The sequence below is a fragment of the Pseudomaricurvus sp. ABR4_320 genome, from assembly GCF_056159445.1.
The window spans coordinates 116,686-140,816 of sequence record NZ_JBSWVF010000003.1 but is presented as its reverse complement, the minus strand read 5'-3'; the positions used below and the strand labels follow the sequence as shown (position 1 = coordinate 140,816).

The following is a 24,131-nucleotide window of genomic DNA, read 5'->3' as shown; positions in this document are numbered from 1 at the left end:
GGTCAGGAGGACGGCAGCGCCAAGCTCGCTGGGGCTGTTTCCTCTGTCGTGGATTCGTCCCGATACTCAGATTGCAGCACCGCGCTGCGGTTATAAGGTAGCGGTGCAAGAAATTTATCAATCTCCATGGCGACCTCTGTGGTTCGGGTATGGTGAAAAGCGTGTCCTGCGCCAGGAAAGTTAACGCGTTGGCTGTGGGGTATCTGCCGTTCCAGACGATCAGCATGATTCCAATTAGGCACCAGGTGATCGGCGAGTCCGGTGAGCATTAATACCGGCGTTTTGATGTTCGAATAGGCGTGGCGCTGCTGTTCCAAAAAGGGGCTGAGCTCGCGCATGTCTTCGGCATTATTTAGAAAGCACTTCGGCCGCAAAGCCAAGGGCGCAGCGGTTCTCTCTGTGTAATTGTCAGGTACAGCTTCGGGGGCAAAAACCTCTCTTACAGCATCGGGTAACAGTCGCTTGCCAACAGGTCCAACCAATGCGGCGGCGAAGGCTTTGCCCAAAAAAGGAATGCCTGCTAGGGCGTTGTACCAGGATACACCTGTCGTCCACGGTTGACTGGCCGCGGCCAACAGAATGGCCGCTCGAGTGTGTTGTGGGTAAGCCAGGGCGAAGGCTAATACCACAGAGCCGGCCCAGGAGTGCCCGAGAATGGTTGCTTCAGAGATGTTCAGTGATTGCAGGAGCTGCAAGATAAGTGTTGCCTGACGATCCGGCCCGGCCCACGGGCCGGGTAGACGATCACTGTAGCCGTGGCCGTGGCGATCTATCGCTATCACTCGGTAGCGATCGCGAAGCGCCGGCATCAGGCTCTGCTGAAAATCCTGCAGGTTTCCGCTGGCGCCGTGAATCATCACCAGGGCAGGAGCATCGTGTGGACCTTCGTCCAGATAGTGGATGCGGCTGCCTTGCAGGGACATAAAATGGCCGACCGGAGGAAAACGATTTTCTAAATCGCGGGTGAGTCTAGGTCGGTATGCCATGGTTAAACCTGCACAAATGGGAGCCTAACGGCGTTGCGTGATCGCTTGCTGCAAATCCCCATCTATGGTTTTCGCCAAATCTTGTAGGGCCGTGCGCAATTGTTCAAGGTTTGCGCGTTGGGACGGCTGGCCGACGCCACTGAAAAGCTCTGGAGCTGTTTCAGCCAAGAGTAAGACTTGTTCAAATTGTTCGGAGATGTTGTCGGCAAGCTTTCGCTGTTTACGATCTTCTTTAAGATAGTCGACGACACCATATTTGCCGTGTCCTGTGTAAAGTCGCTGGGCAGCTTGCAACCTGGCTTTTAGCAGCGTGGTCGATGAGCGGCTGCGCCAGGCTTCAGCCAGGTAAGGGTTGGCCTGTGATTTCCCCAGCGGTGCCTCGAGTTGTTGGGTCAAACTTGTGTTGACAGCCCACTGCAGGCTCTCGTAGAGGGCTTGAACTCCGTCTGAGCGGTGTTTGAAGCCAGTGTGATCGGGATTGGCGTTGGCAAAGGCTACGGCATAATTGCCGCCACTGGCTGACCAGGCTCGAAATAAATTGCCCGCATTGAGGCGGATTTGTGCGGCAATGGTTTGCAGCAGTTGACACTGTCTGCCCGCGTTGTTGGCCTGCGCCTGATAGTTTTCTAGGCGACCGCCCTGAGGATCAAATAACAGATATTCCACTGCCGAAAGCCCCTGTACCGGTGGCCCCGCCTGTTTGAGTCGTGCTGGTGTTAACGCGACGGAACTGGTAAGCAAGGTGGCCAGCTGGCCAGCCAGCTGATCGTTAACATCTGGCCAGAACTGGAGCTTTTGTGCAGTTTCACCCTGGGTGACTGGACCAAATTGGACAATGGACACGGCTTCCCAGGCTTGCATGGTGGCCTGCCATTGTTTGCGGATCTGTCCCATGGATTCGCCATCAGCAGCACGGCAAAAGTTGTCGGCTTCCATCGACAATCCTTCTGCAGCCGTAGCGAACTGTTGCAAATCCGGAAGGATGATTTCGTTCGCCACGCTCGTGAGTAATTTGGTCTCGGGCGACGGGCCAGAGTGGCAGGCTGTTAGAAAAACGGATAACAACAGCCAGAAGCTGATGCGGTGTAGACGGGGAATGGTTTTCAACGACAACTACTCTCTACTTCAAAAACACAGGTTTTATGGTTACGGCGGTGGTACTAGAGCTTTTTGGGGAAGGTGGCGACGATCCCGACCATTCGCAGCAAAGCGATATCCTCTCAGGTGACTGAGAACAAGACAAGTTCCCAGCACATGAGCGTTATTGTCGAACCTTCGGCAGAGGTCACTCCAAGATGTCGATCAGCCGTGAAAGGCCGCCAGCCTGCCAGTAGCGAGATCCCTGGAAGGAAGTCTGTAGGCTGAGGCCGCTGTCCGTGAACTGATAGATACTAATGCCATCTCTGGCAGAGACTGCGCTGCTGCGTGCCTCGCCAAAATCGGATACCTTGGCGGCAATGTCTGCCTGTCCGGAGATATCCCAGGTGCCTTCGATAAAGCGACGGAACGCCTGATCATTGTGGAAGATGAGAATGGTGCGATAGTGCTTGAAGCCGAGGCCCAGTCCGACACCGGCGGCCAGCATGTTCATCTGGCGCTCTCGACCGTTGGAGATATTGTGAATGATTCCCTGGCCACCGTTGGCCGATAGAAAGGCCAAGTTGACGCCAACATTGGTAAAAACGCCATAGGCGACGGCGGTTTCGAGAGATTTACGGGCATAGGGAACTTCGAGGTATAGCTCTTCCAATGCCCCCCGGCGCATATCATCCAGCTCTTCAAACGACATATCTTCCGCAGCAGCTGGCGCCGCATTACTGCAGAGCAGCAGCGCAGCCATGACTATCAGTACTGCACTGCCTCTACTACTGAGAGCAGAAAGTGTTTTCTTCATGATCGGATTTTTGTCAGTTGTTCCCATGGCCTAAAACTAAAATCATTGCAGACAGTAAGCTGACGTACTCTGAAGTCCCGCATTCTCTGATGTTTGGAGACGTGAAATGGCTGTGAAAGTTCCCGACTTGCGTCAGTCCGCGTCGCCTGGATTGACATAAGTATAGCTCGCCTCTAGAGTGCAAAAATCACTCGTTTTACTGTATTGCCCTGACAGAGTGCGCAGGGTAATCGCCATGTCACCTCTGTCAGACACTTATAAAATTGGTCCAGCAGGAAAACTAAGACGTATACAGCTGGCTGTTAGGTCATTGCGTTGTTTTCCTGTCGAAACCACTTCACCAGACTCCAATTGTACCGCAAGGTTGTGCCTAGAAATGGAAGAAACTGATAAGAAAGCTCAAAAACACAAACGAGCAATGGAAAAGCAAAAATCCAAGGTGGACGCGAGAATTGCTGAAGCATCGACCGAGCGAGGCGTTGCGCTATTGCTGACGGGCAATGGCAAAGGTAAGTCAAGTTCAGCCTTTGGTATGGTCATGAGAGCCCTTGGGTATGGCCACAAGGTAGGCGTAGTGCAGTTTATTAAAGGCCAACAGCTATCCGGTGAAGAGATCTACTTGCGTGACCATTGCCCACAGGTGGAGTTTTACCAAATGGGTACGGGTTTTACCTGGAACACTCAAGACAGAAGCGGCGATATCGCAGCAGCGGAAAAAACTTGGCAGCATGCTGCCGCGATGCTGAAGAACAGTGACTTGAATCTGGTTGTATTAGATGAATTGACGTATATGTTGGCGTACAAATACCTCGATGAATCTATGGTGATTGAGGCGCTAGAGCAGCGGCCTGTCGAACAGAGTATTGTCGTCACCGGGCGCGGCGGTGGCTCGGCGCTGCAGGAGGTGATGGACACCGTATCTGAGGTTAAAGAGATAAAACACGCGTTTAAGTCGGGTATCAAAGCGCGTCAAGGTGTTGATTACTAAGCTTTGCATAGAAGATCGGTATTACTCAGTGGCAAATCTGAGATAACCGGTCATGCTGTCTTTAATAATTTCAATTTCGTTAACACTTTCTTCCTGTTCCAGGGATGGTATTTAGAGAGTCGGGCATGCAGTTACCACGTCAGCGTTCGGTGTGGGTCAGTCAGTTGTTTTGTATACCAATCGTCTTTGTGGCGATATTGGTTCTGTGGGGGTGGTTGGTTAAAAACCCTTACATCATTACGGTGTTTCCCGGCTCCGCGCCAATGCAGGATACGACCGCCGGCAATTTTCTTCTGCTGACAGCAGCGGTTTTTCTTATTGCGAATAATCGCAATAAACTGGCATTAATTCCCATTGTTGTGTCGCTGATGATTAGCGGCGCCACACTGCTCGAATACGCTGCCGATGTTGACCTCGGTGTGGATCGCCTGTTTTTTCAAGACTTTGTGTTGGCCTCGCTGCGTGAACATCCCGGTCGGATGGCTCCCAACACGTCGCTATCGTTTTTTGTCGGGGGCTTGTGTCTCCTTATCGCGGGCTCCCATCACACCCGCGCCAGTATCTGGATGCTTCTGTCTGCTTCATTTTTGACAGGTATCGCCGGGGTTGCGTTGCTCGGCTATCTGCTGGATTTAGGTACAGCCTATGGCTGGGGTAATTTTAACCGTATGGCTGTGCACACAGCGACGTGTTTTACGCTGCTGGGTTTATCTCTGCTGACGTTGACTTATCGGAAGATGCCCAAAGAAGGCAGCGCGCTTAGAAACTGGTACATCGCCAGTGTCCTGCTACCTTGGGTGGTGTTAACCCTGGCTTTTTGGGGGGCGATGACCGCTTGGCAAAATCGGTCCATTCATCAGGCTGTCTCACAACATTCTTCGGCGTTGAGTAGCGCCATCGTGCGTGCTGTAAACGAGCAACGAGATGTTCTGAAAAACAAGGCGGAGCGGTGGGCACAGCAACAGGGGCTCAATCGGCAGGTCTGGGAGTTTGACGCAAAAGGGCATATCGAGGCGGCTCCATACATTGCGGCAAAAGAACATTATTTGCCGATGACCCGTGAACGTTGGCAGGTGTTTAATCAGAGTATGGCCCGAGAACACTGGCGCCTGGCTCCGCTTTGGTGGCAAGTTGACGCATTGGGAAGTGACGGCACGAGAGATATTTTCTTTGAGGCAGATGGTGCGGAGCAGGATTTGCTGTTGGATATCCTCGCACCGGCCGTTGATGGCGATCATCTAAAAGGGGTGTTTGTCTCTCGAATTGATTTCAGAAGTCTGCTGGAACGCGTGACCAATCAATTTCAGGATGCAGAAAATTTTACGGTACAGATTGATATTCGTGGTCGCGACCTTGATGTCACTATGAAAAACAAGCCAACGGCACCGATGGCGATGAAATTTGGTGTGGCGGAGGAGCTGGAACTCTACGATTACCTCTGGCACATCGAAAGCTTCCCGACGGAAAAATTGCTGACTATGCGGCAAAGTAATATTCCGCGCGGCATATTAGTAGGGGGATTGGGGTTCGGAAGCGTCCTGGTCATCCTGGTGTTGCTGTATTGGCAAAATCGTGAAAGAAATCATCAGCTCAGAGAAGAAATTACCCATCGCAAAGAGGCTGAGGCTCAGTTGGCTCGAAGTAAACAGCGCCTAGAGTCGACGTTGCAGACGATGGCGGACGGTGTGGTTCTGGCCGATCAAGAGTTAATGATTTTGGGGTTTAACCGTGCTGCTGAATCAATGTTTGGCTATTGTGCGGATGAAGTCTTGGGCAAAAGCGTTGAAACATTGATGCCGCCATCAATGCGTCCAGATCATCACTCGTATTTGCAGCGTTATCTCGGCGGCGGGGATCCCGTCATTGTAGGGAGCTCGAGGGAGGTCGACGCCATGCGTAAAGATGGCATGGTATTCCCTATTGACCTCTCCATTGCCGACATGGAAATTGACGGGAAACACTATTTCTCTGCGTTGATCAAAGACATCAGCGAGCGGCGACAGTATGAGTTGCAGTTGCAACGCTACAATCGTGAGCTCGAGCGTAGTAATGAGGATCTAAACAGCTTCGCCTATGTGGCCTCTCATGATTTAAAAGCGCCCCTCCGGGGTATCGCGCAACTGGCCGGCTGGATCCGGGAGGACTTGGAAGAGCATTTGGACGAAGACAGCCGCAAGAATTTTGACTTGTTGGAAGGTCGAACCCATCGTCTCGAGGCGTTGTTGGACGATTTATTGGAATATTCACGTGCTGGCCGTAAGCATGGGGATTTTGAACGCCTGGAGCTCGAAAGCTGGATTCAGGGCTTGTTTGCCATTTTGTCGCCGCCACCATCCGCTCAGTTAACGATAAATTTAGCGGTTAAAGAGCTGCGGACACTCGGTGTGCCTCTGGAGATGATTCTCCGTAATTTGTTGAGCAATGCGATTAAGCATCGAGGTGATCACGATGATCTGGTTGTGAATGTCAGTGTCCAAACCATCGGATCGCGACTTCAGTTCGTGGTCTCGGACAATGGTCCGGGCATTCCGGAGCAATATCAACAACGAATTTTTGGACTGTTTCAAACCCTCAAACCGCGGGACGTGGTCGAGGGGAGCGGCATGGGCCTCGCAATCATTCGCAAGCTACTCGACTTTTATGGCTGCAGCATTGCTGTCGCCTCCGATGGCGAGCATGGCAGTCGTTTTACCTTTGATTGGCCGTTGGAGAACGAATTAGCGATGGCGATCGAGGGGCAGCAAGACTCGCCTCTCACCGAGAATTAAGCGCCCAGTTGTTGAGAATGATGCTCAAGGCGCCGTTTTAACGAAATTGCCGCCAGAATAATGAAAGGTTTTGTTGAGATGTGAAAGAAACGCAAAATTTTAAGGACAAATGCGGCGATTTCGCAGTAGCCATTTCGTATTCTGCTAGACTTTTCGAGAGTTGCAGTATTTCTATGTGATCTGGCCGGTCGGTTGTTCGATGACTCAAAATAAGCACTTTAATGACACTGATAGGGTGCGTGATGCCGAGCCAGAGGGCGACGGTGAATCGCCGTTATTTCCAGGATTGCCGCCGGATAGACGAAAGAACGCCCTGCTGAGAGAAGCGGTTGACCAGCTGCGGGCGAATCTTTTTGAGGTGCATCAGGCCGCAGAGATCTATCAGCGCGTTTTAGCGTGTTCTGCCGGTTTTACGGATTCCCAATTTGGTTTGGTGTTAGAGCGGGACGAAACCGTTGATCGATCTCGGTTTCTGATCAGCGCAGTTCATTATCCCGAAACGGGTGATAACGGCTGGGTTGATGAGCAGGGGCCGGTCTTTTTTGACGTGGTGGAAGAAGTCTTTCGGACTCGTATACCCAAATTGCCCTCGGTTGATGACCGAGTTGAAATCAATCGTGCGTTTCCTCGTCTGCCCTTAATCAAGCACCTTATTGCCATTCCATTGTTAGACGCCAACCGAGTGCATGCCGTTATTTTACTGGCAAATGCACCCAATCCTTTTTATATCGGACTCGCTCGACAACTTAATCCTTTGTTTTCAGTTGCCGTCTGTATGTTGCGCCTGATCAACGGCAACAAGCCTTTGACACGTGAGGGGATTGCCTCTGAGAGAGTTGAAAACGACTGGCAGGACGTATTGGCAGCCCTGGAAAAGGACTGCCCGATAGGTATTGTTCGTCTCGATGACAAACTCAATATTGTACGGATTAATTCGGAGGCGGAGAAAATTTTTGGCATTGAAGCTCGCCGTGCGCGAGGCCTTGGGGTCGGCGAGCTGGTGCCAGAGCGATTTACCAACGAGCATCGCACCCAACTTTTTGTTACGGCATTAATGCAGTCGGGTCCTACAAATAAATTGCAAACGCAAGGCCGCAATTTTGCCAGCGGTGCCGTGATTAACCTGAACATCTCAACAGTGTCTATCTCTATTCAGCAAGAGCGCTTTTATCTGCTGTTCGTGAATGACATTACTGAGGTGGGTCAAATTCGCGCTGAAATGGAAGAGTATGCGCAACGCTTTAAAGCCGTCTCCGATTTGGCGCCCATTGGCATTATGCATGCCAACGACGGTTGGGAAGCGGTATATTTTAATGGCAGTTGGTGCGATATCTGTGATTTGCCCGGTCAGGATATGCTGGGGTTGGGCTGGATGTCCATTCTCTTCGGGGAAAATGCTGAAGAGGTTATACGCGATATGCATGATACGTTGCAGAACGGCGAAACCTTTTCCCACCTGTGTCACTTTGCCAACTCCAAAGGTGATCTGGTATGGGCAGAGTTTTTAGCCCGGCCGATGTTCGAGCGCAACGGCGGCGCCTCTGGTTTTATCGCCACGCTTACCGATCGAACCTATTGGCATATGACCGAAACCCGCTTGCGGGAAATTGCAGAGAGCGATGCTTTAACCGGTTTGGCAAACCGTCTGCGACTGGCGGATCGCTTGGAACACGCACTCGAGCGGGTAGAGCGGCACAGCTCCCTGGCGCTGTTATGTCTTGATCTGGATGGTTTTAAGAACGTTAACGATACTCTCGGTCATGATATCGGTGACAAGCTCCTGATTGAGATTTCCCATCGCCTTCTCAATTGTGTTCGAAAAGAAGACACGGTTGCTCGGGTTGGCGGCGATGAATTTCTCATTTTGATTGAGGACCTTGGCGACGCATCTGTTGTGGCGGATATTGCCAACAAAATCCTCGAGACGCTAAGGCGCCCGACAATACTTCAAAGTCAGGAAGTTTTTATCAGTACCAGTATTGGTATTGCATTTGCCACCCGTGGCAGCAGAGTCGACGCCCAGAGCCTGATCAAACAAGCAGATATCGCCATGTATCGGGCTAAGAACAGTGGTCGCAACAATTACCAGTATTATTCCCCGGATTTAGAGGAGGAGTCTCGCGACCGATTGGAGTTGGGAAACAGCCTTCACAAGGCTTTGATTCATGGGGAGTTCCGCCTCCACTATCAAGCTCAGTCGGATGTTCAGTCGGGAGCAATTACCGGAATAGAAGCGTTGCTCCGCTGGCAACATCCCGAGCGGGGACTTCTGCAGCCGGATGTCTTTATTGAGTTGCTGGAAGAAACCGGAATCATTGTTTCCGTCACTCGCTGGGTAATGGGGCAGGCGCTCAGAGATTTGGCGGCGCTTCGGCAGCAGGGCAAAATCTCACCGGATTGTACTGTGTCATTAAATTTTTCGCCGCGCGTATTGCGAGATAATTTTATCGTTGAAAATTTGAAGAAGTGTCTTGCTGAGACAGGCACGTCCGGTGAAAGTTTAATCGTCGAAATTACCGAATCCTCTTTGTTAGAGGATTCTCCAGCCATCCACAAGGTCTTAGATGCCATTAAGGGCATGAACGTTCGGATTTCTCTGGATGATTTTGGCACTGGGTTTTCATCTCTAACGTATATCAAACGTTTTCCCATTGATGAGATTAAAATCGATCGCAGTTTTATTCGTGATTTGGCAACGGATTCAGAGGATCAGTCCATCGCTCAGGCAGTTCTGGCACTGGCGCGTTCACTCAAGCTATCATCCGTGGCAGAGGGGGTAGAATCACCTGAGTGTTTAACCCTACTAAAAGACTGGCAATGCACCAGTTTTCAGGGCTATTGTCTTAATCGGCCTCTGCCCCTGGCTGATCTTAAAAATTTTCTGGAAGGCTATCAGGGACTGCAACAAATTACGTTATGAGGTATCTTAGCGGCTGCTGCAAACTCGGCCTGGAAACGCTATGGACCAACCTGATAATACTCAAGACACGGATGACTCCCAAGAGAATCCTGACACTGCCAACAAACTGCCAAAATTCTATATTGCGGTAGGTGCTTCAGCGGGCGGGCTCGAATCCATACAAGAGTTTGTTTCACGAATTCCTCCTGACAGTGATGTCGCCATTATTGTTATTCAGCATCTGTCGCCAGATTTTAAGTCTGTGATGGCCGAGTTGATCAGCCGCCACACGGTTATGCCCGTGACGGCCGCAACACAAGATATGCTAATGTTGGCAAACAACATCTATGTGATACCGCCTAAGGTCAATATGACGGTGGTTGACGGTCACCTGCGTCTCGAGGAGCAGCGTAGAGAGCAGGGCTTCAGTTTTCCAATTGATATCTTCTTTATTTCGCTGGCTGAAGACCAGGGCGCGAAAGCCATCGGTGTGATTCTCTCGGGAACAGGAACGGATGGCTCTCGTGGTATCAAAGCGATCAAAGAGCATGAAGGCTTGGTGGTTGCGGAAAACCCGGATACTGCCAAATTTAATGGTATGCCATTAAGTGCGGTCAATACCGGACTGGTGGATTTCATCGAAGAACACTCGTATATCCCGGGGCGAATACTGCGCTACATTAATCATCCCATCGTCTCGGAAGTGGCAGGCTCTCTCACAGAGGTCACAGAGATCGACTACTCGTTGATGGAGATTTTTAAACTGCTGCGAGATGAGGTAGACATCGATTTCAGCAGTTATAAAAGTACCACGGTCGTTCGACGAATTCAGCGACGAATCGGTGTCCGTGGTTTAAACCGGGTGCAGGATTATCATTCGCTCTTGCAGCAAGATAGCGCTGAACTGACCATCCTCGCGAAAGACCTTCTGATCGGTGTGACTCGTTTTTTTCGGGACGAAGGCGCCTGGAAAATTCTGGAAAACAAAGTCGTTCCCGAGATCTTACGGCAAGCGCCTGAAAATGAACCCATTCGGGTTTGGGTTGCCGGTTGCTCCAGTGGTGAAGAAGCCTACTCTATCGCGATACTCATCGATGAGTGTATGCGGCGCATCGGTCAGAGTCGTGAGGTCAAAATTTTTGCCACCGATGTTGACGGTGATGCAATCGCTGAGGCAAGCGCAGGGCGATTTAACTTAAACAGTCGCGCCGACTTGTCTCCTGAAAGGTTGAACAACTATTTTCAGCAGACCGATAAAGACATAACGGTTACGCCGTATTTGCGTAAGATGGTGGTCTTTGCTACACATAATCTACTGATTGACCCCCCATTTTCCAACACGCATTTGACACTGTGTCGTAACGTTCTGATCTATTTTCAGAAGGCCGCTCAGCAGCGGATACTGTCCATGCTGCATTTTTCGTTACAGAAAAATGGCTTTTTGTTTATGGGGTCGTCGGAAGCGTTGGGAGACTTACAGTCTCATTTTGAAATTATCGATAAAACCCATCGAATCTACAAAAAATTTATCAGCACACGCCTATTGCATGAGCGCCCAGAGCTCACTGGTCTTGCTTACGATGTGCCCAACGTTGACGCTAATACAGGCGTGAAAGCTATGCCCACGAAAAGTCGGATATCCGCCGATCAATTGATTTCCAAATACCATCGATCCCAGCGTCCAGCTCAGGTAAATAAACTTTACGAGCGTTTGATTAATGATTATGCGCCTCCAGCAATCATTATTTCAGGCAGTCTCGAGGTGCAACATGTCTTTGGTGATGTTTCGGTTTACACCCAAAAGCTGAAAGCAGGGCGTTTTTCGCAGTCGATTTCAGATTATCTTGTACCGGAACTGAACCTGGCGGTTTCAACTGCGGTTAGCAGTGCCAACAAGAAAGAAGAAGACGTCGTCTACCAAAACGTACAATTTACGGGAGAAGACGGCAATCGTCACTCTGTCGATTTGCGTGTCTGTTACGCGGGCCCGAAAGGATCTATTTCTCCCGAGATGGTGATTATCTTTGATAGCGGGAAAGCGGTTGAGACGTCATCGGAAGATCGGCAGGCGGTGATCTACGATGCGGGTGATCAGGTCCACCAACGCATTCAAGATCTCGAGTCTGAATTACAGAAAAACCAGGAACACTTGCAGGTCACAATTGAAGAGCTGGAAACGACAAACGAGGAACTTCAGTCGTCCAACGAAGAGCTTTTGGCTGCAAATGAAGAACTGCAAAGTACCAACGAAGAGCTGCAATCGGTAAACGAAGAGCTGTACACGGTTAATAGCGAGTACCAATTAAAAATTGATGAATTGACCCGGCTCAACATGGATCTGGACAATATTCTCAAGTCCACGGAATCCGGCTTGGTGTTTGTCGACAGTACCATGTTGATTCGCAAGTTCTCACCAGCGGCGACCAAAACCATCAATTTCTTACCGACCGATATCGGCAGGCCTTTTCATCACATATCCCACAATTTGGTGTATGACAATTTGCTGAACGACCTGTCTCAGGTCATCAGCAATAATAAGACCATCGAAAAAGAGATCTCAACCACCAGCGATGAAATTGTGCTGGTCAGCATCAGTCCTTATTTTGACGAGCGTGATACCAGTGACGGTGCGGTGATGACGATCACCGATATCACGGAGATTCGACGCTTGGAAACCAAGCTGATGGATTCTTACAATCAGTTAAGAGAGACGGTCAATACGGCGTTTTGGAGTCGAGCCAAAAACATTAAATTACTTCTGGTTGATGATGACGAAGTCGATGTGCTGGCGATTACCCGAGCGTTAAAAACTCGCCCCATGTACGGAACGGTATACGACATCGTCACCGTTAAAGATGCTGACGAAGCCGCCTCTGTTCTTACGAAAGAGAGCTTTGACGTGTGTCTGATGGATTTTGCACTTGGTCCGAAAGACGGCTTTGAGGTAATTCGAGGGCTTGAAGGGGCCAGTCGTCTGCCCGCGTTTATATTGCTCTCTGGAGTGATTCGCGAAGATATGTTTGACGAGGCGATTGCCTTAGGTATCTACGATATCATTGATAAGCGCGATATGACGCCGCAACTGTTGCATCGCAGTATTCGGTATACCTTGCGCCACAAAGAAACCGAAGTCTATCTGGCCAATGCGCCAGTCACTTTGGATGGTTAAAGGTTGTTGCCGCTAGAGGGCCTGAGTAGGCTCTCTTTCCCCATACGAGACACAGCTTGAGACTTGGAAGTAGAGAAAATTTCGGAGATCAGAAGGTTTCGATAGAGGTGCTGATGTTTGATCTGAAGTTTTCATCCCAGCTTGGAATCAGACATTTCTAAGCTGGGATGAAGAGAGATGGTAGCTAGGGGCGGACTTGAACCGCCGACCCCAGCATTATGAGTGCTGTGCTCTAACCGGCTGAGCTACCTAGCCATCTTTTCGAGGGTCGCTATTCTGCTCACTTGCTCCGGTGCTGTCAAGGGCGATTTCGTGCTTAAACGTTAAAGCGGAAGTGAACGACGTCGCCATCTTTAACGATGTAGTCTTTACCTTCCAGGCGCCATTTGCCGGCTTCTTTAGCGCCCTGTTCGCCATTGCAGGCAACGAAATCATCAAAGCTGATGACTTCTGCACGAATAAAGCCTTTCTCAAAGTCAGTATGGATTTTCCCAGCCGCTTGCGGAGCTGTTGCCCCCACTGGAATAGTCCAGGCGCGAACTTCTTTGACTCCGGCGGTAAAGTAGGTGTGGAGGCCTAGGAGCTCGTAGCCGGCGCGAATGACGCGATTCAGTCCGGGTTCGTCCATGCCGAGTTCCTGTAAGAATTCGACTTTTTCTTCGTCTTCAAGCTCGGCAATTTCTGCTTCCAGTTTGTTGCAGATAACCACCAGGCTGGCATTTTCATCATCGGCGATGGCCTTAACCGCATCGAGTAGAGGATTATCGGTAAAGCCGTCCTCGTCAACATTGGCAATGTACATCGTTGGCTTGACTGTCAGCAATGTGAGTGGCGCTAACTGAGCCAGCTCGTCATCACTGAGGCCGAAGCTGCGCAAAGGGCGGGCTTCATTCAGGTGTGGAAGAATTTTCTCTAATAGAGTTTTCATCACCTGAGCGACTTTGTCTTGGCCTTTCGCCGCTTTGGTGTAACGCAAGAGAGCTTTTTCGCAGGTTTCCAGGTCTGCCAGCGCGAGCTCGGTATTGATGACTTCAATATCGGCGCGGGGGTCGACTTGGCCTTCAACGTGAATGATGTTGTCGTCGTTAAAGCACCTTACGACATGAGCAATGGCATCCGTCTCACGAATATTGGCGAGAAACTGGTTTCCCAAGCCCTCTCCCTTTGAGGCTCCTGCGACTAAGCCGGCGATGTCGACAAATTCGATCGTGGTGGGCACGACTCGCTCGGGCTTAACGATGGTGACAAGCTGATCCTGACGGGGGTCTGGAACGGGGACAATGCCAGAATTGGGCTCGATGGTACAAAATGGAAAGTTTTCCGCGCCAATTCCCGCTTTGGTTAGTGCATTGAAAAGGGTGGATTTGCCAACGTTGGGAAGCCCAACAATGCCGCAATTGAAGCCCATGACGATAACTGCTCTGATTCTGGTGACTGGAGGTCGACAAGGTCGACGAGAGCGGCATTGTACTACAGAATCGACGCTGTGCCTTTGTGAGACCCGCCGATGTTAGTACACCCACCTTTGCAGGTGGGTGGTTTGAGGTTAGGTGTGGCTTAAAGCCCTTTGCACCAGGCTTCCAGATCGTCTGCGCCGCCAATGCAGGCGCCGTCAACGAACACTTGCGGAGTTGTCCCTTTACCACTGATCGCAGCCAGGCTGCTGTAGGTGATACCTCGGGTGCCAAGCACAATTTCCTCGTAAGAGAGATGCTTATCTTTCAGGAGGTCTTTTGCGCGAGCGCAGTGGGGGCAACCGGGCTTCGTCAAAATTGAAATGCGTTTGGGCAGAACCGCCTGCGCATTCATGTAGTTAAGCATGGTGTCGGCGTCGGAAACTTTGAAAGGGTCGCCTGGCACGTCTGGCTCGATAAATTGCTTTTCGACGGTGCCGTTTACCACGAGCATCGAATAACGCCAGGAGCGTGGACCAAAACCAAGATCGGTTTTTTCCACCAGCATGCCCATTCCCCGAGTAAAGTCACCGTTGCCGTCGGGAAGAAAATGAATGTTTTTAGCGCCTTGATCTTCTTTCCAGGCATCCATTACAAATGCATCATTGACCGATAAGCAGATGATGTCATCGACGCCTTCTTTCTTGAATACCTCTGCCAGTTCGTTGTAACGCGGCAGGTGCGTAGAGGAGCAGGTAGGCGTGAAGGCGCCAGGAAGAGCAAAAACGATCACTTTTTTGTTGGCAAAGAGTTCGTCGCTTGTGACATCCACCCAGGCATTATTGACGCGGGTTTTGAACACGACGTTCGGGACTTTCTGGCCTTCGCGGCTCTCCAGCATGGTGGTTTCTCCTGTAACCTGTTTGATTGAACTGCAGGTTATCTCAGAAGCCGATGTAAATACACTGGATTGCTTTGATCGCGAGATTCGAAAAAATCAATCGACGGTGTGGAGACGTTTCATCGCGTCATTCCAGGCGCCTTTGGTCAGCTCGGGAAGAATATTAATCCCTCTCTGAATGGCGTCTTCGATATCTTCAAATTCGGCTTTGGGCGCTTTTTTCAGAACATATCCAGTAACTTGTTTGGCATCACCTGGATGACCGATGCCCAGTCGCAAACGGGCGAAGTTGCGATTGTTTCCAAGGCATTGAATGGTGTCGCGTAAGCCGTTGTGACCACCGTGACCACCGCCAAGTTTCAGTTTTGCAACTCCAGGTGGCAGATCCAGTTCGTCGTGAACGACCAAAATGGCTTCTGGTGGAATCTTATAAAATTGAGCGACGGCGGCAACCGCTTTACCGCTGCGATTCATAAAGGTTTGAGGGTTTAGCAGGTGAATTGATTTTGTGCCGATCAGGGCTTTGCCATAGAGTCCAAAGAATTTTTTGTCGAGGGCAAGATTCCCGTTGAATTGGTTAGCTACAGATTCAACAAAATCAAAGCCGGCATTGTGCCGAGTCTGCTCGTATTCTTGACCGGGGTTTCCCAGGCCGACAATCAATTGTATTGGCGTATCCATTCGTGTTAACAGACCTTATAGATTCTGGAGACCAAAAAAAACGGCCGTAGCATAAGCTGCGGCCGTTTCGACAGGGGATAAGTACGCGGGGTGATTACTCCGCGGAATCCTCTCCTGCCGCTTCTTCGCCGTCTTCGTCTTCTGCTGCGCCTTTCGGCTTGTGAACAGAAACAACGGCGCCATCGTGGTCGTCACCCAGAGCCAGCTCTGTTGAGGTTACGCCAGAAGGCAATTTTAGATCGGAAATATGAATGATCTGGTCGATTTCAACGTTAGCCAGATCTACCTCGATGTACTCGGGTAAGTCCTTGGCCATACAGCTGATTTCCAATTCCGTCATAATGTGGGAGACTTTTCCGCCACCCATTTTGACGCCAACGCAGCTCTCTTCGTTGATAAAGTGCAGTGGCACTTTAACGGTAACTTGCTGAGTCTTGGATACGCGGAAAAAATCAGCGTGCAACAGTATCGCCTTGGAAGGGTGACGTTGCAGATCTTTCAGCAGGACGCTTTCACTGTCACTACCGATGTTGATGGTAATAACGTGAGAGTAGAAGGCTTCGTTCTCGAGCTGCTTCACCAGGTCTTTTTGCTGCACCTGGATGTTCAGCGGCTCTTTGTCGCCTCCGTAAATGATACCCGGAACGGCACCTTGCAGGCGGCGCAGGCGGCGGCTCGCACCTTTCCCTGCATCGTTCCGGAGCTCGGCATTCAGTACAAAATCTTCTGCCATGTTGAGTTCCTCGTTGGTTAAAGGCTGTCATGTTCCGCGACCAGAAACGCGACAGGGTTAAAAAGCTGAAGCCTGCAGGCACGAGGCTTTGCAGGCTTCAGCGAAAAAATCACTTAATGAGAGGTCTGGCGGTGAAGTCTGTCTCGCCAGCCCTGATTATTTGCCGTTCCAGCGGAACATGGCGCTCAGGGATTCCTCGTTACTCAAGCGCCGTACAGCTTCTGCAAGCATGTTGGACAGCGTGAGCTGGCGGATTCTACCACAATTTTTGGCGCTGTCACTCAATGGGATGGAATCGGTGACAACAAGTTCGTCCAGCACGGAATTACTGACGTTTTCAATGGCTTTGCCTGACAGGACGGCATGGGTACAGTAGGCAATAACAGATTTCGCGCCAAATTCTTTCAGGGCTTTTGCTGCGCCACAGAGGGTGCCGGCGGTGTCGACCATATCGTCGACAAGAAGACAGGTGCGGTCTTTGACATCCCCAATGAGGTTCATGACTTCTGCAACATTCGCTTTCGGGCGGCGCTTGTCGATGATGGCCAGCTCAATGTCCAATTGCTTGGCGAGTGCTCTTGCCCGAACAACACCGCCGATGTCGGGGGATACAACAATCAAGTTTTCGTAATTCTGCTTTTGAATGTCGTCGAGAAGAACCGGGGAGCCATAGACGTTGTCGACAGGTACATCGAAGAACCCCTGGATTTGTTCGGCGTGCAAGTCAACCGTCAGTACTCGGTCGATACCCACGCTAACCATCATATCGGCGACGACTTTGCAGGTAATGGGTACCCGAGCAGAGCGAACGCGGCGATCTTGGCGGGCGTAGCCAAAGTAGGGGACCACCGCGGTAATGCGGCCGGCAGATGCGCGACGTAATGCATCTACCATTACAATGAGTTCCATAAGGTTGTCATTGGTTGGGGCGCAGGTTGATTGCACGACAAAGACATCTCTGCCGCGAACATTTTCGTTCAGTTCAATGAATATTTCGCCATCGGAGAACTTGCTGACTGTGGCATCGCCCATGGGTATTCCCAGTCGATCCGTAATCAAGTGGCCCAGGTCCGGGTTGGCATTGCCGGTAAAAACCATCAAATCAGCCATGCGAGTTTCCTATAGTGAAGACAAGTTAATCGTGTTGGCGAAGTTCTGCTTCGAGCTGCTGAGCGGAGCAAAACGTGTATATATCTTAGTGCATACCAGTCGGCTTTGAGCTGGTTTTGACTGCAGATTGGACGTGTCAGTCGGCTTTGTGACAAGGTCGACACCGTCGGCAAAATTCGCTGCTGCAGCTTTTACTAAAAGGAGGATGGGGGTGACGTTTAATCGATTATCGATTGAATCAATCAGAACGTGATAGGCGAGTTCGTGAACGCGGTTCATCATGTGCAGTTAAAGCGTGTGTTCCCAGATCGCTGAGGATTGAGAATTCTGACCGTTGTGTGTTCACTGGAAAATGGCTGGGGTGGAAGGATTCGAACCTTCGCATGACGGGATCAAAACCCGCTGCCTTACCGCTTGGCTACACCCCAGTGTCAGAGTCTCAAAAAAGCTGTTTGTGAGCGGGTGAAACGTTGACACCTCGAGCGACAAAACCGCTAACAGACTCGGGCATTTCTGCCAGAACTTCACGAGCTTTTTGCTGGGAATCAAAGGCGGCAAACACGGAAGCTCCGGTGCCGGTCATCTTTGCTTCGCCATGCTGATTTAACCAATTTAGCAGATCGGCGACCTGTGGATAAAGACTACAAACCAGCGGCTGACAGTCGTTTCGACCACCCTGCTCGAGAAAGGCCGCTACTGTAATGTTCGGAGTGTCTCTTGTCAAATCTTTATGACCAAAGATTTTGGCTGTGGAAACTTCACAGTCTGGTGTTAGGACAACGTAGTATTTTTCAGGCAATTCAATCGGTTGAAGCTGTTCGCCGATGCCTTCCGCCCAAGCACTTACGCCGTTCACAAAGACCGGCACATCTGCGCCAAGTTGGCGCCCAAGTTCAGCCAATTGGTGTATCGACTGCTGACAGTCCCAGAGAGAATTGAGTGCCAGCAGAGTCGTTGCTGCGTCGCTACTGCCGCCGCCGATGCCTCCGCCCATAGGAAGCTTCTTTAAAAGGTGGATATCGACACCCAGTGCCGAGCCGGTTTCGCTCTGCAGGAGACGTGCGGCTTTGTAGATCAGATTGTCTTCTAGCGCGACGCCGGAAATTTCCGGCGTTATCTTTATTTGCTTGTCGGCACGTCGTGTAAAGGTTAATTCATCACCGAAATCCAGGATTTGAAACAGCGTCTGGAGGTTGTGGTAGCCATCATCCCTACGACCGGTGATGTGTAAAAACAGGTTGAGTTTGGCCGGAGCTGGGAGGGTTAGTTGCTCAACGTTGGAAATTGCCATTGTTTGATAATCACTGTCAGTGTGGCGTCCTGGTTGGAAGCCTTGAGTTTTTCGGGGAGGTAGGTGAGATCTGTACTCTGGTAGCTGCTATAGGTAATGTCCCAGCTGTTCTGGCTTATGCTTTCCAATAGTCCTCGGTCGTCATATTGATAGTTTTCCTGGTCACTGTCAGGGGCAGCGATGCCGCGAATCCAGTAGCGCAATTGCGATACTGGGAGTGACCAGCCGAGAGTTTCGTACAAGAGATCTTCAGCACTTGCGGCCGTGTAGGGCTCTTGACCGGGAGTCGTCAAGGTTGCCTTAGAGTCATCGCCGCTGATGGAGAGGTTGCCTTGTCCAAATGGACCTTGCAGGCGAATGGTGTAGTTCTCGCCGGATTGGCGCCAGTTCAGATAAGCGCTACCGGAATCCGCTGGCGTACGGAAGCCGAGTTTGCCGTTAAATTCCCAGGTGTCGATAGCCGCAATCTGTTGGCGATGGATGTCTGGATCTATTTCGGTATTTTCCGGAGGTTGCTTTTGCCCCAGAGACGTACAGGCGCTCAGGAACAGTACGGATATAAGAAGCCAAAGTCGTCCAGCCCTTGGGAACCAAGTGCGGGCTGCTGAACTGGCCACGCCTTGCAATGAAATGGCTGCTTGCTGACTAATGGTGGATATCATGGAGTTCGGTATTTCGAGGAATCGTCGTTGCGTAAACTGAGAGCCCTAGGGCTTCTCAGTTGTCAGCTCCCAGCCGAGAGCGAGTTTCTTTGATGATGGCGCTATTGGGATTGAGCTCTAAACCTCTTTTCCATACGGATTCGGCTTCTTGCTGGTTTCCACTGACCCAAAGAACTTCGCCCAAGTGGGCGGCAATTTCATGGTCGGGAAAAGCCTTCATTGCTTCGCGCAGTCTCAATAACGACTCTTCGTAATTACCGAGACGGTATTGTACCCACCCCATGCTGTCGATAATCGCAGGATCGTCAGGTTTAATACTGAGCGCGCGGGAAATCAGATCGAGCGCTTCTTCATAACGAGTGGTGCGATCGGCCAAGGTGTAGCCAAGAGCGTTGAGCGCTGTCGCATTGTTGGGATCAAATTTGATGATTTGGCGCAGGTCGGCTTCCAGCTGAGCGTTGTTGCCGAGTTGCTCGCTGATCATAGCGCGGCTGTATAAGAGCTGTGTGCTCTCGGGGAACTTAGCAATGGCTTGTTCCAAGACAGAAACCGCATTTTCATAATGTTCGTGCGCGCTGAGTACTTCCGCCTCTAATAGGAAAAAGCGCTCTTCCTTAGCGGGGTAGGCGACTCGCGCTGCGTCCAGACGTTCGTGTGCGGTTTCCAGTTCGCCAGCTTTGACAAGAATTTGCGTCGTTTGCAGCAGGGCAGGTAGGTAATCCGGGCCGGGTTCAACTCGGACATAATTTTCCAGTGCGGTTTGCCAGTCCTCTTCTTGCTCTGCGAGGCGGCCGAGATAAAAATGCGCGGATGAGCGGTGCTGATCAAATTTCAGCAGTTCCGTAAAATATTGCTTCGCCTCATCGTGCTGTCCGCGTTCGTTGCTGATCAACGCCAGAGAAAACAGCAGATCGCCGTCGCCCGGAGATTCTTCCACCAGCTGTTCGAACTGCTGCTGGGCTTTTTCCAGATCGATACCTGCGAGCAGTCGCGCATACTGAAGCCGCAGAGATTGGTCGTCGGGGTGTTCACTCAGGAGAGAGGAGAGCTTTTGTATTGCTTCATCAGGCTTGCCCTGGTCATCCAGAAGTCGAGCCTCCATGACCGCTGCTGGGATTTCCTGAGGATCCTTTTCGAGGATGGTGCGAACCAGGCTGAGCGCTTTATCGTAATCTTCTTGTTGCTGGTACAGCATGGCGAGACCGACAATCAACTCTGCATCATCTGGGTGTGCGGGAACTTGTTTTTCAAATTCCGCGATCAGAGTTTCCCGCTGTGTATCCGTTGCTCTCAGTGCCCTGGCGGCAATACTGCGATAAATGGGGGAGCTGTTGAGCTCAAGCAGATGATTTGACTGCTGCGTCGCTTCGAGCAGCCGATCGTTATAGGTCAGTTCGGATGCGGCGATAAACCGCGCTTCGGGGTTTTCCGGCTCGATTTCAATCCACAGCATGGCGGTGGAAAGTGCGGCTTTACGAGCGTTCAGAAAACGTGCGATTCGGGTCGCGCGGGCGACAACACCAGGATCCCGTGTCTTGTAGGCTTGTTGGATATAGTTGCCAAGGGCGATGTCGTACTGCTCGCGACTGCCTGCGAATTCAGCGACCAGCAGGGCGTAGAGTGTTTCAGCCTTGAATGGGGTTGCTGGAGGTTCGGGAATTTCAGCCGGCGGTGCTTTGGCTTCCTCCGTGGTTTCGCTTGGTAGAGGTGCTGCAGCTTCCTCTTCGGTCGTTTTAGGGAGCGAGCTACAGCCATTCAATACCAGGGCTGCACAAAGCAGCGCGAGTGGTAGAGGGCGATTGTTCGTTTTTCCGTCATTAATCATGTATAGGTTCATTCGTATTCAGGCCTCGATACCAGGCTCTCAGACCCGAATTTTCTTAAAAGGTTGACGGGAGAATAGGGTTGGAGAGGAAAACTCAACGCGATTCCTTAGACCAAAGGACATTTAACACGTCCGGAAATAGTCAATTCCGTACACAATTTCAGGGTATAATGAGTCATTAAATGCTTCGCTTTATATAGCGAGTATAACAGCTCGAATAGTCTCAGGTAGGGTGGCAGTCGGTAATATTGCTCCTTTTGACAGTGGTTTCTGCGATAATGGGACGTTATCGTCGGGACTCTGCCCCTGGAAATCCGGGCGAACGACACACTGCAACTCCGGTATTTTCGCTTCATGCCTTTCGTTGTCTACGGCATAAATCACAAAACAGCACCCCTCGATGTTCGCGAGAGGGTCGCCTTTGCGCCGGAGCAAATACCCGATGCCTTATTGCAATTGAGCGGAATTCCCACGGTTAGTGAGTCTGTGCTCTTGTCGACTTGCAATCGCACCGAAGTCTACTTGGAGATCAGCGTCCCGGATTCCGGACAGGAAGCGCTGCAGCAGTGGATGGAAACCTACCACAACTTGCAGCATGGCGTTCTGGCTGACTGCAGCTATGTGCATGAGGGCAATGAAGCCGTTGCTCATATTATGACCGTTGCTAGTGGACTCGACTCATTGATTCTCGGTGAACCACAGATTTTCGGGCAAGTGAAATCCGCCTATGCGGTTGCCAATGAGGCAGGGACTGTTGGGCGTTGTTTACACGGAGCCTTTCACAAGGTCTTCGCTATTGCCAAGCGTGTTCGTACCGAGACAGCAATCGGCGAGAACCCGGTATCGGTTGCCTACGCGGCTGTCAGTCTGGCGCAACAGATTTTTTCCGATCTTAAGCAAGACACGGCGCTGTTGATTGGCGCTGGTGACACCATTGACCTGGTGGCTCAGCATTTAAGTCAGCAGGGGGTTGGTAAACTATTGGTGGCGAATCGCACCCTTGAGAGGGCCAGTGAACTGGCAGATCGATATGGCGCCGAGCCGCTACTGCTTGCCGATATTCCGGCTCATTTGCATCGGGCTGATATTGTAATTTCATCAACTGCCAGTCAATTGCCGTTGCTGGGCAAGGGGGCCGTTGAATCGGCTTTGAAAAAGCGCCGACATCGCCCTATGTTCATGGTAGATATCGCGGTTCCGAGAGATATCGAGCCAGAAGTAGGTTCCTTGGATGACGTCTATTTGTACAGTGTGGATGATTTGCGTGAAGTGATTGACGAAAACCGTCGCGCTCGCGAAGATGCTGCCGAAAAGGCGCGTGCGATCGTTGCAGCTGGCGTGAGCGAATTTGCCAGTGACCTGCGTGCCCTGGAGTCGGTGGCGACCATCAAAGCCTATCGCCGTAAGGCGGAAGACATTCGTGATCAAGAATTGGATAAAGCGCTTCGAGCCCTCCAAAGTGGGGCTGATCCTCAGTTGGTGGTTTCGCAATTAGCCCGTGGATTGACCAATAAACTGTTACATAGCCCGACTACCCAGCTGAAAAAGGCTGGCGCCAAGGGTGACAGTCAGCTCATCGATCTAACTCATCAGCTATTCGACTTGACCGGACACCGTAAGGATATATAGACAGGCGCTGGTTGCGTCAGCCTGTGTGTCCATGGTCAGCGTAACCTTCGAACGATAACCCTAAGTACCTATCAGATAGAGTTGATCGCGCTGGCGGTGGTGACTCTCGAGTAAATTATGAAAGACTCAATTCTTCAAAAACTGGATAACCTGCAGGACAGATATCAGGAAGTCTCTGCTTTGCTGAGTGATGCAGACATCATCAGTGATCAAAACCGTTTTCGGGAGCTTTCTAAAGAGTACGCTGAGCTTGAGCCAGTGGTAAATTGCTTCAATGATTTTCGGCAAGTGGGTGAAAATCTGGAAGAGGCGCGCCTGCTGCTGCAAGATGCTGACCCAGACATGCGTTCGATGGCGCAAGAGGAAATTCGCGACGGTGAAGAGCAGCTGGATAATCTGGAAACAGAGTTGCAAAAGTTGCTTCTGCCCAAAGACCCAAATGATGACAAAAACGTCTTTCTGGAAATCCGTGCAGGTACTGGCGGGGACGAAGCGGCTATTTTTTCCGGTGATCTCTTTCGAATGTATTCCCGTTATGCGGAGTCCCGCCGCTGGAAGATCGAAATTCTCAGCGAGAGCGAAGGTGAACACGGTGGCTATAAAGAAATAATCACGCGTGTCGTCGGTCAAGGTGTCTATTCAAGTTTGAAATTTGAGTCTGGAGCCCATCGCGTGCAGCGGGTACCAGAAACGGAATCCCAGGGCCGAATCCACACGTCGGCGTGTACTGTCGCTGTAATGCCAGAAGCGGATGAAGTGGAAGAGGTAGAGATCAACAAGGCCGACCTGCGGGTGGATACGTTCCGAGCGTCGGGAGCGGGTGGACAGCACGTCAATAAAACCGACTCTGCAATTCGAATCACACACCTGCCTACAGGCATTGTTGTTGAGTGTCAGGACGAGCGTTCACAGCACAAGAACCGAGCCCGAGCCATGTCATTGTTGGCGGCGCGCTTGAAAAATGTGCGCGAGGAGTCAGCGGCAAAAGAAGTGGCGGACGAGCGTCGCAACTTGGTGGGCAGTGGTGATCGTTCCGAACGCATTCGCACCTACAACTTTCCCCAGGGACGAGTTACCGATCATCGAATCAATCTTACCTTGTACAAACTCAATGAAATTATGGCGGGTAGCCTCGATGAAGTGATTCAACCCCTGATTAACGAACATCAAGCGGATCAGCTGGCAGCCTTGGCGGAATAAC

General features: G+C 51.0%; 17 protein-coding genes and 2 tRNA genes. 6 read left to right on the top strand and 13 right to left on the bottom strand.

Annotation, left to right across the window (positions count from 1 at the left end; all coding sequences use genetic code 11):
* Window positions 1-2 precede the first annotated feature (2 nt).
* The 3 genes from ACXAFR_RS06910 to ACXAFR_RS06900 all read right to left on the bottom strand — a co-directional run bounded on the left by ACXAFR_RS06910 (window position 3) and on the right by ACXAFR_RS06900 (window position 2,880).
* On the bottom strand, window positions 3-986 hold the full coding sequence (locus ACXAFR_RS06910; RefSeq protein ID WP_475174343.1) for an alpha/beta fold hydrolase: 984 nt from the start codon (window positions 984-986) through the stop codon (window positions 3-5).
* A gap of 24 nt (window positions 987-1,010) precedes the next feature.
* Window positions 1,011-2,099 (bottom strand): imelysin family protein, encoded by a 1,089-nt coding sequence (locus ACXAFR_RS06905; protein ID WP_475174340.1) that lies wholly within the window; start codon window positions 2,097-2,099, stop codon window positions 1,011-1,013.
* Window positions 2,100-2,271: 172 nt separating this feature from the next.
* A complete protein-coding gene (locus ACXAFR_RS06900; protein WP_475174337.1) occupies window positions 2,272-2,880 on the bottom strand; it encodes a lipid-binding SYLF domain-containing protein in 609 nt (202 codons plus the stop codon).
* Between the two features lie 376 nt (window positions 2,881-3,256).
* Between ACXAFR_RS06900 and cobO the strand changes: the two genes are divergently transcribed.
* The 4 genes from cobO to ACXAFR_RS06880 all read left to right on the top strand — a co-directional run bounded on the left by cobO (window position 3,257) and on the right by ACXAFR_RS06880 (window position 12,704).
* Window positions 3,257-3,868: a cob(I)yrinic acid a,c-diamide adenosyltransferase gene (cobO, locus tag ACXAFR_RS06895; RefSeq protein ID WP_475174335.1), complete on the top strand. Its 612-nt coding sequence runs from the start codon at window positions 3,257-3,259 to the stop codon at window positions 3,866-3,868.
* 125 nt (window positions 3,869-3,993) lie between these two features.
* Window positions 3,994-6,636 carry a sensor histidine kinase gene (locus ACXAFR_RS06890; RefSeq protein WP_475174333.1) on the top strand — a complete coding sequence of 881 codons (2,643 nt, stop codon included), beginning with the start codon at window positions 3,994-3,996 and terminating at the stop codon, window positions 6,634-6,636.
* Between the two features lie 199 nt (window positions 6,637-6,835).
* Window positions 6,836-9,556 carry a putative bifunctional diguanylate cyclase/phosphodiesterase gene (locus tag ACXAFR_RS06885; RefSeq protein ID WP_475174330.1) on the top strand — a complete coding sequence of 907 codons (2,721 nt, stop codon included), beginning with the start codon at window positions 6,836-6,838 and terminating at the stop codon, window positions 9,554-9,556.
* A gap of 40 nt (window positions 9,557-9,596) precedes the next feature.
* On the top strand, window positions 9,597-12,704 hold the full coding sequence (locus ACXAFR_RS06880) for a chemotaxis protein CheB (protein ID WP_475174328.1): 3,108 nt from the start codon (window positions 9,597-9,599) through the stop codon (window positions 12,702-12,704).
* A gap of 178 nt (window positions 12,705-12,882) precedes the next feature.
* Here ACXAFR_RS06880 and ACXAFR_RS06875 read toward each other — a convergent pair.
* The 10 genes from ACXAFR_RS06875 to ACXAFR_RS06830 form a co-directional block, all read right to left on the bottom strand.
* A tRNA-Met gene (locus ACXAFR_RS06875) sits at window positions 12,883-12,959 on the bottom strand.
* A gap of 61 nt (window positions 12,960-13,020) precedes the next feature.
* On the bottom strand, window positions 13,021-14,112 hold the full coding sequence (gene ychF, locus ACXAFR_RS06870) for a redox-regulated ATPase YchF (protein ID WP_475174325.1): 1,092 nt from the start codon (window positions 14,110-14,112) through the stop codon (window positions 13,021-13,023).
* Between the two features lie 149 nt (window positions 14,113-14,261).
* Complete coding sequence (locus ACXAFR_RS06865; protein WP_475174323.1) at window positions 14,262-14,999, bottom strand: glutathione peroxidase; 738 nt, start codon at window positions 14,997-14,999, stop codon at window positions 14,262-14,264.
* A 96-nt stretch (window positions 15,000-15,095) separates the two neighbouring features.
* Window positions 15,096-15,680 (bottom strand): aminoacyl-tRNA hydrolase, encoded by a 585-nt coding sequence (gene pth, locus ACXAFR_RS06860; protein WP_475174317.1) that lies wholly within the window; start codon window positions 15,678-15,680, stop codon window positions 15,096-15,098.
* Window positions 15,681-15,774: 94 nt separating this feature from the next.
* Window positions 15,775-16,413: a 50S ribosomal protein L25/general stress protein Ctc gene (locus tag ACXAFR_RS06855; RefSeq protein ID WP_475174315.1), complete on the bottom strand. Its 639-nt coding sequence runs from the start codon at window positions 16,411-16,413 to the stop codon at window positions 15,775-15,777.
* A 156-nt stretch (window positions 16,414-16,569) separates the two neighbouring features.
* Window positions 16,570-17,523: a ribose-phosphate pyrophosphokinase gene (locus ACXAFR_RS06850; RefSeq protein WP_475174312.1), complete on the bottom strand. Its 954-nt coding sequence runs from the start codon at window positions 17,521-17,523 to the stop codon at window positions 16,570-16,572.
* Between the two features lie 353 nt (window positions 17,524-17,876).
* Window positions 17,877-17,951: transfer RNA gene (locus ACXAFR_RS06845), tRNA-Gln, on the bottom strand.
* Window positions 17,952-17,962: 11 nt separating this feature from the next.
* Entirely contained in the window at window positions 17,963-18,814 is an 852-nt protein-coding gene (gene ispE, locus ACXAFR_RS06840; protein WP_475174306.1) for a 4-(cytidine 5'-diphospho)-2-C-methyl-D-erythritol kinase, read from the bottom strand.
* Window positions 18,787-19,476: a lipoprotein insertase outer membrane protein LolB gene (gene lolB / locus ACXAFR_RS06835; RefSeq protein WP_475174302.1), complete on the bottom strand. Its 690-nt coding sequence runs from the start codon at window positions 19,474-19,476 to the stop codon at window positions 18,787-18,789. The genes ispE and lolB overlap by 28 nt, the downstream gene beginning before the upstream one ends.
* A gap of 55 nt (window positions 19,477-19,531) precedes the next feature.
* Window positions 19,532-21,301 (bottom strand): tetratricopeptide repeat protein, encoded by a 1,770-nt coding sequence (locus ACXAFR_RS06830; RefSeq protein ID WP_475174299.1) that lies wholly within the window; start codon window positions 21,299-21,301, stop codon window positions 19,532-19,534.
* Window positions 21,302-21,655: 354 nt separating this feature from the next.
* Here ACXAFR_RS06830 and hemA point away from each other — a divergent pair, with 354 nt between their 5' ends.
* Both hemA and prfA read left to right on the top strand, forming a co-directional pair.
* On the top strand, window positions 21,656-22,930 hold the full coding sequence (gene hemA, locus ACXAFR_RS06825) for a glutamyl-tRNA reductase (protein WP_475174294.1): 1,275 nt from the start codon (window positions 21,656-21,658) through the stop codon (window positions 22,928-22,930).
* A gap of 117 nt (window positions 22,931-23,047) precedes the next feature.
* Complete coding sequence (gene prfA, locus ACXAFR_RS06820) at window positions 23,048-24,130, top strand: peptide chain release factor 1 (RefSeq protein ID WP_475174288.1); 1,083 nt, start codon at window positions 23,048-23,050, stop codon at window positions 24,128-24,130.
* The last annotated feature ends 1 nt before the right edge of the window (window position 24,131 follow it).

Coding starts and splice junctions, on each gene's coding strand:
- ACXAFR_RS06910 (WP_475174343.1), bottom strand. CDS start 986: ATGGCATACCGACCTAGACTCACCCGCGATTTAGAAAATCGTTTTCCT.
- ACXAFR_RS06900 (WP_475174337.1), bottom strand. CDS start 2,880: ATGAAGAAAACACTTTCTGCTCTCAGTAGTAGAGGCAGTGCAGTACTG.
- cobO (WP_475174335.1), top strand. CDS start 3,257: ATGGAAGAAACTGATAAGAAAGCTCAAAAACACAAACGAGCAATGGAA.
- ACXAFR_RS06890 (WP_475174333.1), top strand. CDS start 3,994: ATGCAGTTACCACGTCAGCGTTCGGTGTGGGTCAGTCAGTTGTTTTGT.
- ACXAFR_RS06885 (WP_475174330.1), top strand. CDS start 6,836: ATGACTCAAAATAAGCACTTTAATGACACTGATAGGGTGCGTGATGCC.
- ACXAFR_RS06880 (WP_475174328.1), top strand. CDS start 9,597: ATGGACCAACCTGATAATACTCAAGACACGGATGACTCCCAAGAGAAT.
- ychF (WP_475174325.1), bottom strand. CDS start 14,112: ATGGGCTTCAATTGCGGCATTGTTGGGCTTCCCAACGTTGGCAAATCC.
- ACXAFR_RS06865 (WP_475174323.1), bottom strand. CDS start 14,999: ATGCTGGAGAGCCGCGAAGGCCAGAAAGTCCCGAACGTCGTGTTCAAA.
- pth (WP_475174317.1), bottom strand. CDS start 15,680: ATGGATACGCCAATACAATTGATTGTCGGCCTGGGAAACCCCGGTCAA.
- ACXAFR_RS06855 (WP_475174315.1), bottom strand. CDS start 16,413: ATGGCAGAAGATTTTGTACTGAATGCCGAGCTCCGGAACGATGCAGGG.
- ACXAFR_RS06850 (WP_475174312.1), bottom strand. CDS start 17,523: ATGGCTGATTTGATGGTTTTTACCGGCAATGCCAACCCGGACCTGGGC.
- ispE (WP_475174306.1), bottom strand. CDS start 18,814: ATGGCAATTTCCAACGTTGAGCAACTAACCCTCCCAGCTCCGGCCAAA.
- lolB (WP_475174302.1), bottom strand. CDS start 19,476: ATGATATCCACCATTAGTCAGCAAGCAGCCATTTCATTGCAAGGCGTG.
- ACXAFR_RS06830 (WP_475174299.1), bottom strand. CDS start 21,301: ATGATTAATGACGGAAAAACGAACAATCGCCCTCTACCACTCGCGCTG.
- hemA (WP_475174294.1), top strand. CDS start 21,656: ATGCCTTTCGTTGTCTACGGCATAAATCACAAAACAGCACCCCTCGAT.
- prfA (WP_475174288.1), top strand. CDS start 23,048: ATGAAAGACTCAATTCTTCAAAAACTGGATAACCTGCAGGACAGATAT.